The organism is Lentzea xerophila (assembly GCF_051094245.1).
Classification (GTDB): Bacteria; Actinomycetota; Actinomycetes; order Mycobacteriales; family Pseudonocardiaceae; genus Lentzea; species Lentzea xerophila.
In genome coordinates, this window is the sequence record NZ_CP194934.1 from 2,137,922 (window position 1) to 2,152,599 (window position 14,678).

The window sequence follows — 14,678 nt, forward strand, 5'->3', positions numbered from 1 at the left end:
GATGAACTTCAAGACGAAACTGGGCCTGGGAATCCTGGCCTTCTTCACGCTGATCGCGGTGATCGGCGAGTGGATCGCGCCGTACGACCCGTCCGGGATGAGCGACGACCTGCTGTCGCCTCCGTCGGCCGCGCACTGGTTCGGCACGACCATGACCGGCCAGGACATCTTCTCCCAGGTGCTCGTCGGCACCAGGGGAGTGATGGTCGTCGGGCTGGTCTGCGGTGTACTCGCGACCTTCCTTTCCATTCTGGTCGGGGTGACCGCCGGGTTCCTCGGCGGCGCGGCCGACGAGGCGTTGTCCATGCTGTCCAACGTCTTCCTGGTGATCCCGGCGCTGCCGCTGATCATCATCGTGGCCTCGATGCTGCCCTCGGCGGACACCGTGCTGATCGCCGCGGTGATCAGCCTGACCGCGTGGGCGTGGGGTGCCCGGATCCTCCGCGCGCAGACGATGTCGTTGCGGCGCAGAGACTTCGTGGAGGCCGCGCGGGCGTCCGGCGAGTCGACCTGGCGCATCATCGTGTTCGAGGTGCTGCCGAACCTGCTGGCGGTGATCGCCTCCGGCTTCGTCGGCACGGTGATCTTCGCGGTCATGCTGCAGATCACGCTGTCGTTCGTCGGCGTCATCTCGCTGTCGACCTGGAACTGGGGAACGATCCTGTTCTGGGCGCAGAGCAACCAGGCGCTCGGTCTGGGCGCGTGGTGGTGGTTCGTCCCCGCCGGCCTGTGCATCGCGTTGCTGGGCACGGCGCTGGCGCTGATCAACTTCGGGATCGACGAGTACGCGAATCCCCGGCTGCGGAAGGTGCGCGCATGAGCCCGGTGCTGGAGATCCGCGATCTCTCGGTGGACTACGGCTCGCTGCGGGCGGTGCACGACGTCTCGCTGACGCTGAACGCGGGCGAGGTGCTCGGGCTGGCGGGGGAGAGCGGCAGCGGCAAGTCCACTCTGGCCTATGCCGCGACCCGGCTGCTGCAACCGCCGGGCCGGGTGCCGTCCGGCGAGGTGCTGTTCAAGGGCAGGGACCTGCTGTCGTTGAGCGACAAGCAGTTGCAGGTGCTGCGCTGGAGCGAGATCGCGATCGTGTTCCAGGGCGCGATGAACGCACTCAACCCGGTGATCTCGGTCGGCACGCAGATCGACGACGTGCTGCGCACCCACCGCCCGGGGATGAAGCGCCCGGAGCGGACCGCTCGCGGCCGCGAGCTGCTGTCGCTGGTGGGCATCCCGGCCGACCGGCTGTCGTCGTACCCGCACCAGCTCTCCGGCGGCATGCGGCAGCGCGTGATGATCGCGATGGCGCTCGCGCTCGAACCCGAGATCGTCATCATGGACGAGCCGACCACCGCACTGGACGTGGTGGTGCAGCGGCAGATCCTCGGCCAGATGATGAGGCTGCGCGAGACGCTCGGCTTCTCGGTCATCTTCATCACCCACGACATCTCGCTGCTGGTCGAGTTCTCCGACCGCATCGCGATCATGTACGGCGGGCGCGTGGTGGAGGAGGCTCCGGCCGCGGAGATCTACCGCGCCGCCAAGCACCCGTACAGCCAGGGCCTGCTGTCGTCGTTCCCGGCGTTGCGCGGCCCGCGCCGGGAGCTGAAGGGCATCCCCGGTTCACCGCCGGACCTGCGTTCGATGCCGCCGGGCTGTCCGTTCCACCCGCGGTGTCCTTCCGCGATGGACGTCTGCGGCGAACGGATGCCGGCGCTCGAGTTGCTCGAGGAGAGCCGTCGCGTGGCGTGCTGGCTGGAGGGCGTGCGTGTCTGACGTGACCGCGGGTTTGCCGGCTGACTTCTTCTGGGGCGTCGCGACGTCGGCGTACCAGATCGAGGGCGCCTACGACGAGGACGGCAGGACTCTGTCCATTTGGGACACGTTCGTCCGCCGTCCCGGTGCCGTCGCCAACGGCGAGAACGGTGACGTCGCCTGCGACCACTACCACCGGATGCCCTCCGACGTGGCGATGATCGCGGGCTTGGGCGTGGACAAGTACCGCTTCTCCGTGTCGTGGCCGCGCATCCAGCCCGGCGGCCGTGGGCCGGTGAACCCCAAGGGCGTCGACTTCTACTCCCGGCTCGTCGACGAACTGCTGGACCAGGGCGTCGACCCGTGGCTGACGCTCTACCACTGGGACCTGCCGCAGGAACTGGAGGACGCCGGCGGCTGGCCGCACCGCGACACCGCCTACCGGTTCGCGGAGTTCGCGGGCCTGGTGCACGACGCGCTGGGCGACCGCGTGCCGGCGTGGACGACGCTGAACGAGCCGTGGTGCTCGGCCATGCTCGGCTACGACACCGGCCGGCACGCGCCGGGCCGCACGAACTTCGCCGAGGCCATGCGCGCCACCCACCACCTGCTCCTGGCGCACGGGCTGGCGGCGCAGGAGCTCCGGACCCGCGGCGTGGCGTCGCTGGGCATCACGCTGAACATGGGCACCCACACGGCCGCCTCGGACGACCCTCGTGACGTGGACGCGGCCCGCCGCGCCGACGGCCTCGGCACCCGGATCTACATGGACCCGTTGGTGCACGGGCGTTATCCGCAGGACGTGCTCGCCGACATCGCCGCGCGCGGTGCGGAACTCCCGGTCCGCCCCGGCGACCTGGAGGTCATCTCCACGCCGCTGGACGTCTTCGGCGTCAACTACTACACCTCCCACGCCCACCGGGCGACCGGCGACCCGGCCGGGTCCGAGGTGGTGCCGCAGGGCCGGCCGGTCACCGCGATGGGCTGGGAGATCGTCCCGGAGGGCTTCACCTCGTTGCTGGTGCGCCTGCACCAGGACTACGGCGTGCCGATGGTGATCACCGAGAACGGCGCGGCCTTCGACGACCTCGACGTCGAGGACGGCCACGTCGCCGACACCGACCGCGTCGAGTACCTGAAGTCGCACATCGCGGCCGTGGCGGCCGCGGTGCGGGCGGGCGCGGACGTGCGCGGGTACCTCGCGTGGTCGTTGATGGACAACTTCGAGTGGGGCTACGGCTACGCCAAGCGCTTCGGCATCGTCCGGGTGGACTACGAGACCCAGGAGCGCACGCTGAAGCAGAGCGCGCGGTGGTACCGGGACCTGATCATGCGATCTCGGACGTAATACCTGGTCCGGCCCGGTCGTCGTGGAATCCCTGCGCCTCCACGGCGGCCGGGCCGGTTCCACTTCCAGGCTCGATCCCGGTGGAGTCGCACTCGCGTACGACCGTTCTCCCGGTCCAGCGGCGTAGATCACGTCCGAATGCACTAGCTAAGGCATGCCTTAGTTAAGTTAGGGTTACTTTACGCCCCCAGGGAGTGCCAGGAGAGGATCGCGATGGAACCGGTGTTAGACCTGGCCGGAATCGGCTTCGGGCCGTCCAACCTCGCTCTCGCGATCGCCGTGGAGGAACACGAGCTACCCGTCCGGGCCCGCTTCTTCGAGAGGCAGCCGCGGTTCGGCTGGCACCGGGGGATGCTGCTCGAGGACGCCACGATGCAGGTGTCGTTCCTGAAAGACCTGGTCACCCTGCGGAACCCCACGAGCTCGTTCAGCTTCCTGTGCTACCTGCGCGACCGCGGGCGGTTGATCGACTTCGTCAACCACAAGAACCTCTTCCCGCTGCGCAAGGAGTTCCACGACTACTTCGAGTGGGCTGCGGAACGGGTCGCGCACCACGTGTCCTACGGCGCCGAGGTCTCGCAGGTGCGGGCCGTCGGCGACGGCTTCGAGCTCACCGCCGGCGAGCGGCGGGTCACGGCCCGCAACCTGGTGCTCGCGACCGGGCTCGAGGCCAACCTGCCGGACGGCATCTCCACCTCCGACCGGATCTGGCACAACAAGGACCTGCTCACCCGCGTCGACGGCCTGACCGATCCGCGCCAGGTGGTCGTGGTCGGTGCCGGGCAGAGCGCGGCGGAGGCGGTGGCGTTCTTCCACGACCGGTTCCCCGAGGCCGAGGTGCACGGCGTCTTCGCGCGCTACGGCTACAGCCCCGCCGACGACAGCTCGTTCGCGAACCGGATCTTCGACCCCGCCGCGGTGGACGACTTCTACGCCGCGCCGGAAGAGGTCAAGCGCAGGCTGATGAGCTACCACGCCAACACGAACTACGGCGTGGTCGACGGCGACCTCATCGAGGAGCTGTACCGGCGGGTGTACCGGGAGAAGGTCGTCGGCCGGCAGAGGTTGTTGCTGCACAACACCTCCAAGCTCACCGACGTGACCGCGGACGGCAAGTGCGTGGTCACCTCGCTCGCCGACGGCGGGCGGCTGCCGATCGACGCCGACGTGATCGTCTACGCGACCGGGTACCGGCCGGCGAACCCGGTGCGTCTGCTGGGCGACCTCGCTGGTCACTGCGAGCGCGACGAGTTGGGCCGGCTGAAGGTGACCCGCGACTACCGCGTCGTCACGGACGACGGCCTGCGCGGCGGCATCTACCTGCAGGGCGGCACCGAACACACGCACGGCATCACGTCGTCGTTGCTCTCGAACACGGCCGTGCGCGTCGGCGAGATCCTCGACTCGGTTCTGCGGCGCGTTGCGCAGCAGCACGCGGAACCGAAGCTCCAGGCAGTCAAGTAGTTCATGAGGAAGGATCTGTCATGACCAACCCGTTCGAGGACCCGCAGGGCCGATTCTTCGTGCTGGTCAACGAAGAGCAGCAGCACTCGCTGTGGCCGGTGTTCGCGGAGGTGCCCGCCGGGTGGACCAAGGTCTTCGGCGAGGAGAGCCGCGAGGCGTGCCTGGCCTACGTCGAGGAGAACTGGACGGACCTGCGCCCGGCGTCCATCCGCGTCTGACGGCGGGCGCCGCAGGTCAGGCGGGCACCTTGACGCGGTAGTAGTGCGCCAGCACGACGGTGCCGGACACCGCGGCGACCGCGCTGGTGACGAGGCCGGCCTGGGTCAGTCCGCTCATGCCGGTGCCCTCGCCGAGCAGTTTGATGCCGATCCACGCCGCGACGATCGGGTTCACGACGGTCTGCCCGGCCACGACGAGATCGGGCGGCCCGGCGGCGTACCCGAGCTGGATGAACCACGCCCCGGTCAGGAAGGCGACGACCAACCCGGCGAGTGACACCCACTCCACCACCGGAAGCGCGGTCGTGACGGCCCTGACCAGCACGGCCACCAGCCCATAGGCGATCCCGGCGCCCACGGCGAGCGCCAGTGCCCGCACGGCGCCCGCGGTGAAGGTCGCCGCGACGACGCACACCAGCACGCCCGCGACCACGAGCTGTCCGGCCTGCAGCGCCACCTTGGGCGGCACCTCGGTCGGCACCGCCGCGCCCGCGGTGATCGTCACGAAGACCACGATCCCGGCCGTCGCCACCAGTACCGCGACCGCCAGCAGCCCGGACAGCCGCCGTGCCCGCGCCACCGCGATGATCGGGATGGCGAGCGCGTTCAACGGGGCGACCACCGACACCGGGGCCAGCGCCAGCGCGACGACCTGCAGGACCGCGCACGCGAACAGCACCAGGAACCCCTGGACCCAGCGGCGGGACGACACCAGCCGGTGCGCCGAGGTCAGTTTGAGGTCGGGTGTCTCCCGGACGCCGGCGTGCTGCCACATCGCGCCGAGCGCGCTGCACCCGGCCGCGAGTACCGCGCACAGAATCGCGATCCCGACCACAGGGGCAATGCTACCCGGCTGCTGCTATGGTTCGTTACATGAGTAACGAACCGAAGAAGTAAGCCATGTTCGACGACAGGAGCCCGATCTACCGGCAGATCGCCGACCGGATCAAGGCGGACGTGCTCAGCGGTGCGTTGAAGGCGGACGAGCAGGTCATGTCGACCAACCAGTACGCCGCCTACTACCGGATCAACCCGGCGACCGCCGCGAAGGCCTTTCAGCAGCTCGTGGACGAGCAGGTGCTCTACAAGAAAAGGGGGATCGGGATGTTCGTGAGCATGGGGGCTCGCGACATGCTGCGGGCACAGGGGAGGGAGACCTTCTTCGGCGAGGTCGTGGATCCGATGGTCGCGGAGGCGCGCGCCATCGGCATCCCGCTCGCCGACGTCATCCGCCGCATCGAGCAGCACGAGAAGAACGGGGGCGTGTGATGCGCGTTGAGGTGCAGGGCCTGACGGTGCGCTACGGCGACGTCACGGCGATCGACGACATGAGTTTCTCGTTGTCCGGCAACAAGATCTACGGTCTGCTCGGCCGCAACGGCTCGGGCAAGACCAGCCTGATGTCGGCGCTGGCCGGGTACCGCAGGCCTTCAGGAACCGTTCAGCTGGACGGCGCGCCGGTCTTCGAGAACGCGGCCGCGACGCGTCAGGTCTGCCTGGTGCGGCACAGCGCCGACGCCGCGGACAAGGGCGAGAAGGTCGTGCACGTCCTCGAGTACGCCGCGGCATGGCGCGAGACCTGGGACAACGCGTACGCGCAGGAGCTGGCCGACCTCTTCAAGATCCCGCCGGGGACCAAGGTCGGCGAACTGTCGCTGGGCCAGCGGTCCGCGCTCGGCGTGGTGATCGGACTCGCCAGCCGCTCGCCGCTGACGATGCTCGACGAGTCGCACCTCGGCATGGACACGCCGACCAGGTACGCGTTCTACGACGCGTTGCTCAACGACTTCATGGAGCACCCGCGCACGATCATCATCTCCACGCACCTCATCGAGGAGCTCTCCTCGTTGCTGGAGGAGGTCCTGATCATCGACGGCGGCCGGCTGGTGCTGCAGGAGGAGGCGGACGTGCTGCGCTCGCGCGGCACCGAGGTCACCGGGAACGCCGCCGACGTCGACGAGTTCACCGCGGCCCTGACCGTGCTCAGCGAGAAGTCACTGGGACGCACCAAAGCGGCGATGGTCTACGGCACGCTGGACGACGACCAGCTGATCCACGCCCGCCGGCTCGGCCTGGAGCTCGGCCCGATCGCGTTGCAGGACCTCTTCGTCCACCTCACCGAACCGGTCGGAGGCAAGCGGTGAAGATCTTCCGTCACCTCACGGTGTCGCTAGTCGCGTTCTGCGTGATAGTCGCGGCCGCCGTCTTCGCGTTCGTCCTCGTGGTCACGTTCGTGGTCTCGGCCTTCCGCGGCGTCGAGATCAGCGGGTGGAACGTCGTCACGTCCCAGGTCGCGCGCTGGTTCCTGTTCGGGGTCGGCGTCTACGTGATCCACAACCTGCTGCCGGTCGCCGTCGCGCACGGCCGCACCCGCCGCGAGTTCCTGCTGGCAGCGTTCGGTTTCTCGGTCGTGCTGGCGTTCGTGATGGCCGTGATCGGATCGCTGGGGTTCGTCGTCGAGGGCGGGATCTACTCGCTCATGGACTGGAGGGCGGACGAGCACGGGTCGCCGGTCGCGTACTTCCTGATGTTCCTGGTGTGGTGCGCCGTGGGCATGTTCTGCGTGGCGGCGTTCGACAGGTTCAGCCTGGGCGGCATCTTCTCGGTGCCGATCGGCCTGGTCCTGGTCGTCGTCACGACCGTGGGCATCCCGGGGTCGGGGAACCTGCCGTTCATCCGCGACATCCCGGTGCTGCTCGGTTCCGGCTGGCACCTGGTGTCGGTGGTGGCGTTCCTGGTCGCGCTCGCCGGGACGTGGGCGGTCGCGCGGGACATGCCGATTCGTCCGCGGGCGATGTGAGCCGGCCGCTGTCGCGTACCACCGGTGCCGTGGTGGATCAGTTGGTGCCGGCCGCCAGTTCCGCCGTGCGGTGGCGTTCCATCAGCTCGACCACCTCGGCGGTGGGCGGGTGGGAGATCGCCGTCCGGGCCGAGCGAACGACCTCCAGCGACTCGGTGAGATGCGCGTGCACGAACTGCCGCAACGCGTCCGTGCTGGTCGAGGCGAGCTGGATCTCGGCGTCCGTCGGCATGCCCGGCATGTCGTGCCCGGCGTGGTTGTTCACGTACGGCGCGTCGAGCAACGCCCGTAGTGCGGCCAGCTCGGCGTTCCTGTTGTCCTTCAGCTCGGTCTTGTCGGTCAGCGCGAGCAGCTTGAGCGCCTGCTCGTCGGTGGCGATCGCCAGTTCGACGAACGCACGTTCCGTCGCGCCGTAGCCGTGCTGGCCGGACGGCTGAGGTGGTGGCGGTGCGGGTGGAGCCTGCTGGCAGGCCGCGACAAGGCCTGCCAGCAGGAGAACTGTCAGCTGTGGTTGCCGGCGTGGTCGCACTTGATCACCACGTTGATGCAGTTGCGGACGCGGCGCTCCATCTCGGCGCGCGGCCACACGTTGAAGAAGTCGCCGTGCATCGTCTGCCCTGTGCCCGAGGACAACCGGAGGCCGGCCGTGGTGCCGTTGACCGGGTACCGCAGCACCATGCGCAGCTTCGGCACCGCGACGGGGTGGCTCGACGGGCAGCCGCCCGCGACCGGGTAGGACATGTGGGACTTGTGGTCGGCCGAGTCGAGGTTGCGGCCGTCCCAGCACTGCGGGAAGTCCAGGTAGGTCTCGAGCATCGTGCCGGCCGGGCACTGCACGAAGTTCTTCGACGGGTTGACGTGCCCGGCGTGCAGGCAGGACCAGCGCGCGATGCTGTCGGCGTCACCCGTGGCCTTCGCGTTGCCCGCCACGATCTTCAGCCCGTACGGCGTGGGCTGGATCGCCGCTGGGTTGTTCACGCCCTCACCGAGGTAGTAGAAGGTGACCCCGGTCGGGGCGATCGCGGTGTTGTTCCGGTACAGCGTCGGCACCCAGTACGACGAGATGTCCGAGACCGGGTTGCAGTTCCCCGTCGCGCCTTCCAGGGACTGCTGGGTCGAGCGGGCGTTCGTCGAGTGGTTGCCGAAGAAGTCGTGCGAGTGGGAGGCGCCGGCCAGGTTCGGCAGGACGATCGGGTCGTCCGGCAGGCGGTGGCTGATCGGGCACTCCGCGAGGAACTCGGCTACGCGTACCGGTTCTCCTTGGGCGGCAACCGGAATGCTCAGCGCGCCGGCGGCCAGTGCCAGGATGGTTGCGAGGTGGAACAAGGGCTTCCTCATTGAAGCATTCCTCTCCGCAGCAGGATTGGGAGAGCGCTCTCACGCTTATTGAGCATGACGCAGGTCGCGAACAGGCGTCAACCGCAAGAAACGTTCAGAGTTCCCGGTTTTCTTGACACCGCCTGGCTGCCGCCGTGAGTCTGCCGTCGTAGAGAGCGCTCTCTCCCGCTGTTGCCCCGTTCCGGTTCCGCAGAACTACGTCAGAGGGTAGAGGTGATCGAGACGCGAGCGGGCGGTGAGACGTCGAACGCCTCGCTGACCGCCTCCACCTCGATCCGCGCGGTCTCCCCGTCGGTCAGCGGGATCGCCGGCACGAAGTACGCGTCATTCGTCGTGCCACCGAGGAAGATCCGCTCGGACCCGGTCTGCTTGTAGACCCGGAACTGCCTCACCCCACCGGGCGGGCGAGTCCAGGTGAGCCGTGCCGACACCGTGGTGGCGTCCGTGCGACTGACCTGCTCGACCTGGACGTTCGCCGGCGCCACGGGTGCGGTCATGACCGGGTTCGTGACGCCGATCCGGCCGACCAGCGCCGTGAACGCGGCGCCGGGCAGCACGCGCAGCGAGATCTCGGTGAGCGTCTCACCGGAGTGCTCGCCCAGCGGGAAGACGCTGCGCCGCCACGCCCCGCTGACCCCGCCGAGGTCCAGCACGCGCTCCGTCGCGCCGAACCGCAGGACGGCCTGCAACCGCGACGGACCGGTGCCGGTGCGGTGCACGATCTCGAACTGGCTCGCGCCGGTGATCCGCAACGACGTGGCGAACAGCCGGACGTCGCCCGCGGCCTGGGCAGTGCCGGTGATCTTCAGCGCGGTGCCGCCGTCGTACGGGTCGTCCCAGTCGAGCGACGGCGTGACCTTCGTGCCGGTGCCGGTGACGCTCCACCGCCATGTCGGCAGGACGTCCTGCAGCGACAGGTTGTTCCAGGCCTGCGCCGACCGGACGGTGCCGCCGACCGCGAACTTGCGGCCGTGGCCGGTGTTGAAGTTCGTGACGAACGGCAGCGAGGTGATCGGCGTCAGCTCGGTGACGTAGTGGGCGATGCCCTTCCAGTTCGCCGTCGTCGTGGTGTCCGACGGGTCGCCGTTCGGGCCGACCCAGAACCTGTTGTCCCGGGCGTAGAAGTCGGCGGGGCTCGTCGACGACTTGAACGTCCACTCCGGACGGTAGAAGCCGAGCGAGGTCACGTGTGGCTCGTTCTCGGGGAAGATCGAGGCCCAGCCGACGCTCGTGTTGTAGCCGCCTGACTCGACGTCCACTCCGGACGCCAGGTCGTACGGGCTGCGCCCCATCTGCCGGGCGAGCGCGGCCGAGTTCGCGAGACCCTGCGTGCTCCACCAGAAGTTCAGGAACATCTCGTCGGACTGCTCGAAGAACATCCGGTTGCGCGCGGTCAGGGCGTTCTGCCAGCTGACGCTGCCGGTGTCGGTCATCGCGTCGTACCAGATGACCCGCAGTCCGCTCTTGCGCAGATAGATGATGAAGTCGCGCATGTCGGTCGCGAGCTGGGCGTTGCCGCCGGCGGTCTCCTGGTTGAGGAACCAGCCGTCGAACCCGTGGTGCCGCGCGACCTGGATCATCTTGTCCGCCACCGGGAACCTGTCGCCCTCGCGGCGCACGAAGTCGCGGACCCACTGGATCTGGCCGCCGTACGCGGTGGGCGGGAGGAAGACGTTGCCGATCACGCGCACGCCGTTGCGGTGCGCGGCGTCGGTGACGGTCGGGTTCGGTGCGAGGATCAGGCCCTCGGAGGCCGAGCCGCCCCAGAACACCAGTTCGTCGATGTACTGCCAGTAGTTGGTGGCGTAGTAGTTCATGTCGAGCGAGCCCTGCGCCGGATTGTTGCTCGTCGGCGCGTACGCCACCAACGCCTGCACGCGCGCCTCGGCGGGGCGGGCGTGCGCGTTGGCCGGTCGAGCGGGGACGACGCGTTTCGCGAGCGGCACGGTGCTGCGGTTGTACTTCGCGTCCCGGTCCGTCGACGGATCCCAGTCGAGGATCGTCGCCGGGTGCCAGTACGACGCGAAGGGTTGGGCGGCTTCGGCCGCGGACGCGGGAGTCTCGGACAGCAGACCGGTGAGAGCCGCTGTCGAGCTCAGGACGAGGAACTGTCTCCGGGTGGGCACCTGATCACCCTCGTGCTCCATCTGATTCGCCGCATACCGCCGCAGTGGTGACGGAACAGGACGACAACGTCCCGGTCTGCTGCACTGGGTAACCGTGGCGAACTCGATGACGTCCAGCCGAACGGCGGCGAAATGTCCCGGTAACCATCCGAGTGGCCGAACCCGCCCGGGGCTACCGGGCGGTAGCCTCAGGCTCGCCGTCGCTTTTGGTTCCCCTGCAACCAATTGAGGTGTCTTCGTCGTGCGCATCAAAGCTGTGCTTGCGGCGCTGGTCCTGGCGCTGATCCCGGCCACCGCCCCCGCCGTCGCCGCCGCGGCGGCCAACCCCTACGAACGCGGCCCGGCACCCACGGCCGCATCGGTCGAGGCCTCCCGCGGCACGTTCGCCGTCACGTCCGCCGCCGTCGCCCGCCAGTCGAACTTCGGCGGCGGCACGGTCTACACGCCCACCAGCGACCTCACGTTCGGCGCGGTCGCCATCTCACCCGGCTTCACCTCGACTCAGTCCTCCGTCGCCCACTTCGGGCCGCGGCTCGCGTCCAACGGGTTCGTGGTGATCACCATCAACACCCTGTCCGGCTTCGACGACCCGGACAGCCGCGGCCGCCAGCTGCTCGCGGCGCTGGACTACGTCGTCCGCACCAACCCCCGCGTCGACGCCTCGCGCCTCGCCGTGATGGGTCACTCCATGGGTGGCGGCGGAGCGCTGCGCGCCGCCGCGACGCGTCCGGCCCTGCAGGCCTCGATCCCGATGGCGGGCTGGCACACCACCAAGAACTGGTCGGCGGTCCAGGTGCCGACCATGGTGCTCGGCGGGCAGAACGACCCCACCGCCCCCAACTCGCAGCACTCGACGCCGTTCTACAACTCGATCACGGCCGCGCCGGACAAGGCGTTCCTGGAACTGCGCGGCGGCGACCACTCGGCTCCGCGCAGCGACAACGTGACGGTGCGTAAGTACACGCTGTCGTGGCTCAAGCGGTTCGTGGACGACGACCTGCGCTACGACCAGTTCCTGTGCCCGGCCCCGGCGCCGAACACGCTCATCTCGGCGTACCGGGACACCTGTCCGCACGCATGAGAAAAGGTGCTGTGCCGGCCAGCGACGGCCCGGCACAGCACCTTCCGGACACTCACTCGTAGGCGATCGCGTCCAGCACGTTCAGCCGGGCCGCCCGGATCGCGGGCAGGATCGCGGCGACCACGCCGACGACCGCGGCCACCACCAGGTACTGGGCCATCGTGACCCACGGCAGCCCGAGCTCCGAGATGCCCTGCTCCTTGAGCGCCTGCACGGTCGCGACGCCCAGCGCGAGACCGACCGCGAGGCCGAGCACCGCGCCGAACACCGAGATCACCACCGACTCGACGGTGATCATCCGCATCACCTGCGACCGCCGCATGCCGATGGCCCGCAGCAGGCCCAGCTCGCGGGTCCGCTCGATCACCGACAGCGCCAGGGTGTTGATGACGCCGAGCACCGCGATCAGGATCGCCAGTGCCAGCAGGATCTGGATCATCAGCAGGACCGTGTCGAACTGCGAGGTCATCTGCTGCACGAACCTGCTGCGGTCCTGCACGGTGATCTCCGGGTTGTCCGCGAACAGCGGCTCGACGCGCTTCTGCACGTCCGCCACGTTCGTTCCCGGTGTCACCTGGACGAACGCCTGGCCGATCTGGTCGGACCGGAAGCTGCCGGCCGCGGACTCGGGCAGCATCACCGCGCCCTGGAGCACCTGCGTCGTGGCCCAGACGAACCCGACCGTGTACGTGCGGGGCTCGCCCTTGGCCAGCTGCAGCGTCACCGTGCTGCCGACCGACCAGCCCTTCTCGGTGGCCATTTCCTCGGCCACCGCGAACTGGTCGTCCCGCAGCGGCGCGATGTCACCGGACTTCGGCTTGAGGGCGAACATCTCCTTGAGCGCGGGCACGTCGGTGACGGCGATCGCGAACATCTGGCTCTCGCCCTGCAGCACGCCGTCGGAGGCCCAGCCGACCGCCGAGCTCACGCCGTCGGTGTTCTCGACCTTCGTCAGCACGTCCCGCTGGAACGTCGCGCCCTCGCCCTCCATCTGGCCCTCGCCGGAGATGATCAGGTCGGTCTGCAGCTGACCGGCGGCCAGCTTCTCGATCGAGGCGGTCGCCGACGTCAGCACCACGCTCACGCCGGTGATCAGCGAGATGCCGACCATCAGCGCGGCCGCGGTGATCGCGGTCCGGCGCGGGTTGCGCGCGGAGTTGCGGCGGCCCAGCAGACCCGGCATCGACCACGACAGCAGGCGGCCGATCAGCGACACCATCGGCTTGGACAGCATCGGCGTCAGCAGGGCGACACCGACGAACGCCACGAGGATGCCGCCGAAGATCAACGGCAGCGAGGCCTGGTTGAAGCCGAACCCCAGGGCCGTACCGCCCGCGGCGACCACGAGAGCGCCGGTGACCGTGATCTTCGTCAGCGGCCGGTCCGGCGTCGCCGCCTCGCGCATCGCCGCGACCGGCGCGATCCGCGACGCCCGCAGCGCCGGCATGACCGCCGCGACCATGGTCACGACGATGCCGACCGCGAACGACGAGATGACCGCCGACAGGGGCACCCCGATGGACGCGAGCTGGAGGCTCGCACCGCTGAACGAGCTGAAGATGTTCGCCAGCAGCACACCGACGCCGACACCCGCCCCGAGCCCGACGATCGACGCGATCAGGCCGATCACGAACGCCTCCAGCACCACGGACCCGATGACCTGGCCGCGGGAGGCGCCCATCGACCGCAGCAGCGCGAGCTCACGGGTGCGCTGGGCGACGATGATGGAGAACGTGTTGAGGATGATGAAGATGCCGACGAACAACGCGATGCCGGCGAACCCGAGCAGCACGTAGTTGAAGAACGTCAGGCCCTCGTTGATCTGGTCGGCCTGCTCCTTCGCGAGCGTCGCGCCGGTCTTCACGTCGTAGGCGGAGCCGAGCTTCGCCGCGACGGAGTCGCGCAGCGCGTCGTCCGACCGACCGTCCGCCGCCGTCACCGTGACCGACGAGAACGCGTCCTTCTTGCCCAGCAACAACTGCTGGGCGACCGGCTCGGTGAACGCCACCGACAGCTCGCCGGCCAGCGACTCCCGGCCGCCCGGGTACTCGTAGACGCCGGTGATCTTGAAGGTCTTCTTCGGCTCCAGCGTGAGCAGCGAGATGTCGTCGCCCACCTGGAAGCCGCCGGTCGACGCGAGGTAGGCGCCGACGATGACCTCGTTGTCGGCGGCAGGGGCCCTGCCCTCCCGGATCTTCTCCTGGCCGGTGCCCGTCCAGTTGCTTCCGAACCGCGGCGCGCCGGACGTGGTGATGACCTTGCCGTTCTTGCCGATCGGCCGCGCGGAACCCTGCACCTCGCCGACCGCCGAGGCCACTCCCGGCACCGACTTCACGTCGGCGATCGCCTGGGGCGTCAGCGGCTCCGGTTGCTTGCCCTCCTCCGCCTTCGGTGACACCGAAACGTCCACATTGGCGTAAGCAGACGAGAACATGTCGGTGAACGACCGCTGAAGCGTGTCGGTCAGAACGAACGATCCGGACACGAACATGACGCCCAGCACGACGGAGAGCGCGGACAGCACGAGCCGGAGCTTGCGTGACAGCAAGCT

Annotated in this window: 14 protein-coding genes; 9 read left to right on the plus strand and 5 right to left on the minus strand. The window is 69.0% G+C overall.

Annotated elements, in window-relative coordinates:
- Position 1 precedes the first annotated feature (1 nt).
- From ACRSBM_RS10560 to ACRSBM_RS10580, 5 genes are all read left to right on the plus strand, one after another.
- Positions 2 to 820 carry an ABC transporter permease gene (locus ACRSBM_RS10560; RefSeq protein ID WP_434442489.1) on the plus strand — a complete coding sequence of 273 codons (819 nt, stop codon included), beginning with the start codon at positions 2 to 4 and terminating at the stop codon, positions 818 to 820.
- The gene (locus ACRSBM_RS10565) at positions 817 to 1,773 is read left to right on the plus strand and encodes an ABC transporter ATP-binding protein (RefSeq protein WP_434442491.1); all 957 of its coding nucleotides are present in this window, start codon (positions 817 to 819) and stop codon (positions 1,771 to 1,773) included. The genes ACRSBM_RS10560 and ACRSBM_RS10565 overlap by 4 nt, the downstream gene beginning before the upstream one ends.
- The gene (locus ACRSBM_RS10570; RefSeq protein ID WP_434442493.1) at positions 1,766 to 3,100 is read left to right on the plus strand and encodes a GH1 family beta-glucosidase; all 1,335 of its coding nucleotides are present in this window, start codon (positions 1,766 to 1,768) and stop codon (positions 3,098 to 3,100) included. The genes ACRSBM_RS10565 and ACRSBM_RS10570 overlap by 8 nt, the downstream gene beginning before the upstream one ends.
- A 213-nt stretch (positions 3,101 to 3,313) precedes the next feature.
- A complete protein-coding gene (locus tag ACRSBM_RS10575) occupies positions 3,314 to 4,564 on the plus strand; it encodes a lysine N(6)-hydroxylase/L-ornithine N(5)-oxygenase family protein (protein WP_434442494.1) in 1,251 nt (416 codons plus the stop codon).
- Positions 4,565 to 4,584: 20 nt separating this feature from the next.
- Positions 4,585 to 4,782 (plus strand): MbtH family protein, encoded by a 198-nt coding sequence (locus ACRSBM_RS10580; protein ID WP_434442495.1) that lies wholly within the window; start codon positions 4,585 to 4,587, stop codon positions 4,780 to 4,782.
- Positions 4,783 to 4,798: 16 nt separating this feature from the next.
- Here ACRSBM_RS10580 and ACRSBM_RS10585 read toward each other — a convergent pair whose 3' ends face one another.
- Positions 4,799 to 5,617 (minus strand): hypothetical protein, encoded by an 819-nt coding sequence (locus tag ACRSBM_RS10585; RefSeq protein ID WP_434442497.1) that lies wholly within the window; start codon positions 5,615 to 5,617, stop codon positions 4,799 to 4,801.
- A gap of 65 nt (positions 5,618 to 5,682) precedes the next feature.
- Here ACRSBM_RS10585 and ACRSBM_RS10590 point away from each other — a divergent pair, with 65 nt between their 5' ends.
- From ACRSBM_RS10590 to ACRSBM_RS10600, 3 genes are read left to right on the plus strand one after another with little or no spacing between them, the layout of a single operon-like run.
- Positions 5,683 to 6,051, plus strand: a complete 369-nt coding sequence (locus tag ACRSBM_RS10590) for a GntR family transcriptional regulator (protein WP_434442498.1) — start codon at positions 5,683 to 5,685, stop codon at positions 6,049 to 6,051.
- On the plus strand, positions 6,051 to 6,926 hold the full coding sequence (locus ACRSBM_RS10595) for an ATP-binding cassette domain-containing protein (RefSeq protein ID WP_434442499.1): 876 nt from the start codon (positions 6,051 to 6,053) through the stop codon (positions 6,924 to 6,926). Before ACRSBM_RS10590 ends, ACRSBM_RS10595 begins: the two co-directional genes overlap by 1 nt.
- On the plus strand, positions 6,923 to 7,582 hold the full coding sequence (locus ACRSBM_RS10600) for a hypothetical protein (RefSeq protein WP_434442501.1): 660 nt from the start codon (positions 6,923 to 6,925) through the stop codon (positions 7,580 to 7,582). Before ACRSBM_RS10595 ends, ACRSBM_RS10600 begins: the two co-directional genes overlap by 4 nt.
- A gap of 37 nt (positions 7,583 to 7,619) precedes the next feature.
- Here the strand turns inward: ACRSBM_RS10600 and ACRSBM_RS10605 are convergent, their stop codons facing one another.
- The 3 genes from ACRSBM_RS10605 to ACRSBM_RS10615 all read right to left on the minus strand — a co-directional run bounded on the left by ACRSBM_RS10605 (position 7,620) and on the right by ACRSBM_RS10615 (position 11,046).
- Complete coding sequence (locus ACRSBM_RS10605; RefSeq protein WP_434442502.1) at positions 7,620 to 8,111, minus strand: hypothetical protein; 492 nt, start codon at positions 8,109 to 8,111, stop codon at positions 7,620 to 7,622.
- Positions 8,084 to 8,920, minus strand: a complete 837-nt coding sequence (locus ACRSBM_RS10610) for a DUF1996 domain-containing protein (protein WP_434442504.1) — start codon at positions 8,918 to 8,920, stop codon at positions 8,084 to 8,086. The genes ACRSBM_RS10605 and ACRSBM_RS10610 overlap by 28 nt, the downstream gene beginning before the upstream one ends.
- A 200-nt stretch (positions 8,921 to 9,120) precedes the next feature.
- Positions 9,121 to 11,046, minus strand: a complete 1,926-nt coding sequence (locus tag ACRSBM_RS10615; RefSeq protein ID WP_434442506.1) for an endo-beta-N-acetylglucosaminidase — start codon at positions 11,044 to 11,046, stop codon at positions 9,121 to 9,123.
- Positions 11,047 to 11,287: 241 nt separating this feature from the next.
- Between ACRSBM_RS10615 and ACRSBM_RS10620 the strand changes: the two genes are divergently transcribed.
- Positions 11,288 to 12,127, plus strand: coding sequence for a dienelactone hydrolase family protein (locus ACRSBM_RS10620; protein WP_434442508.1), 840 nt, complete (start codon positions 11,288 to 11,290; stop codon positions 12,125 to 12,127).
- A gap of 52 nt (positions 12,128 to 12,179) precedes the next feature.
- Here the strand turns inward: ACRSBM_RS10620 and ACRSBM_RS10625 are convergent, their stop codons facing one another.
- The gene (locus ACRSBM_RS10625; protein WP_434442509.1) at positions 12,180 to 14,675 is read right to left on the minus strand and encodes an ABC transporter permease; all 2,496 of its coding nucleotides are present in this window, start codon (positions 14,673 to 14,675) and stop codon (positions 12,180 to 12,182) included.
- Positions 14,676 to 14,678: the final 3 nt, after the last annotated feature.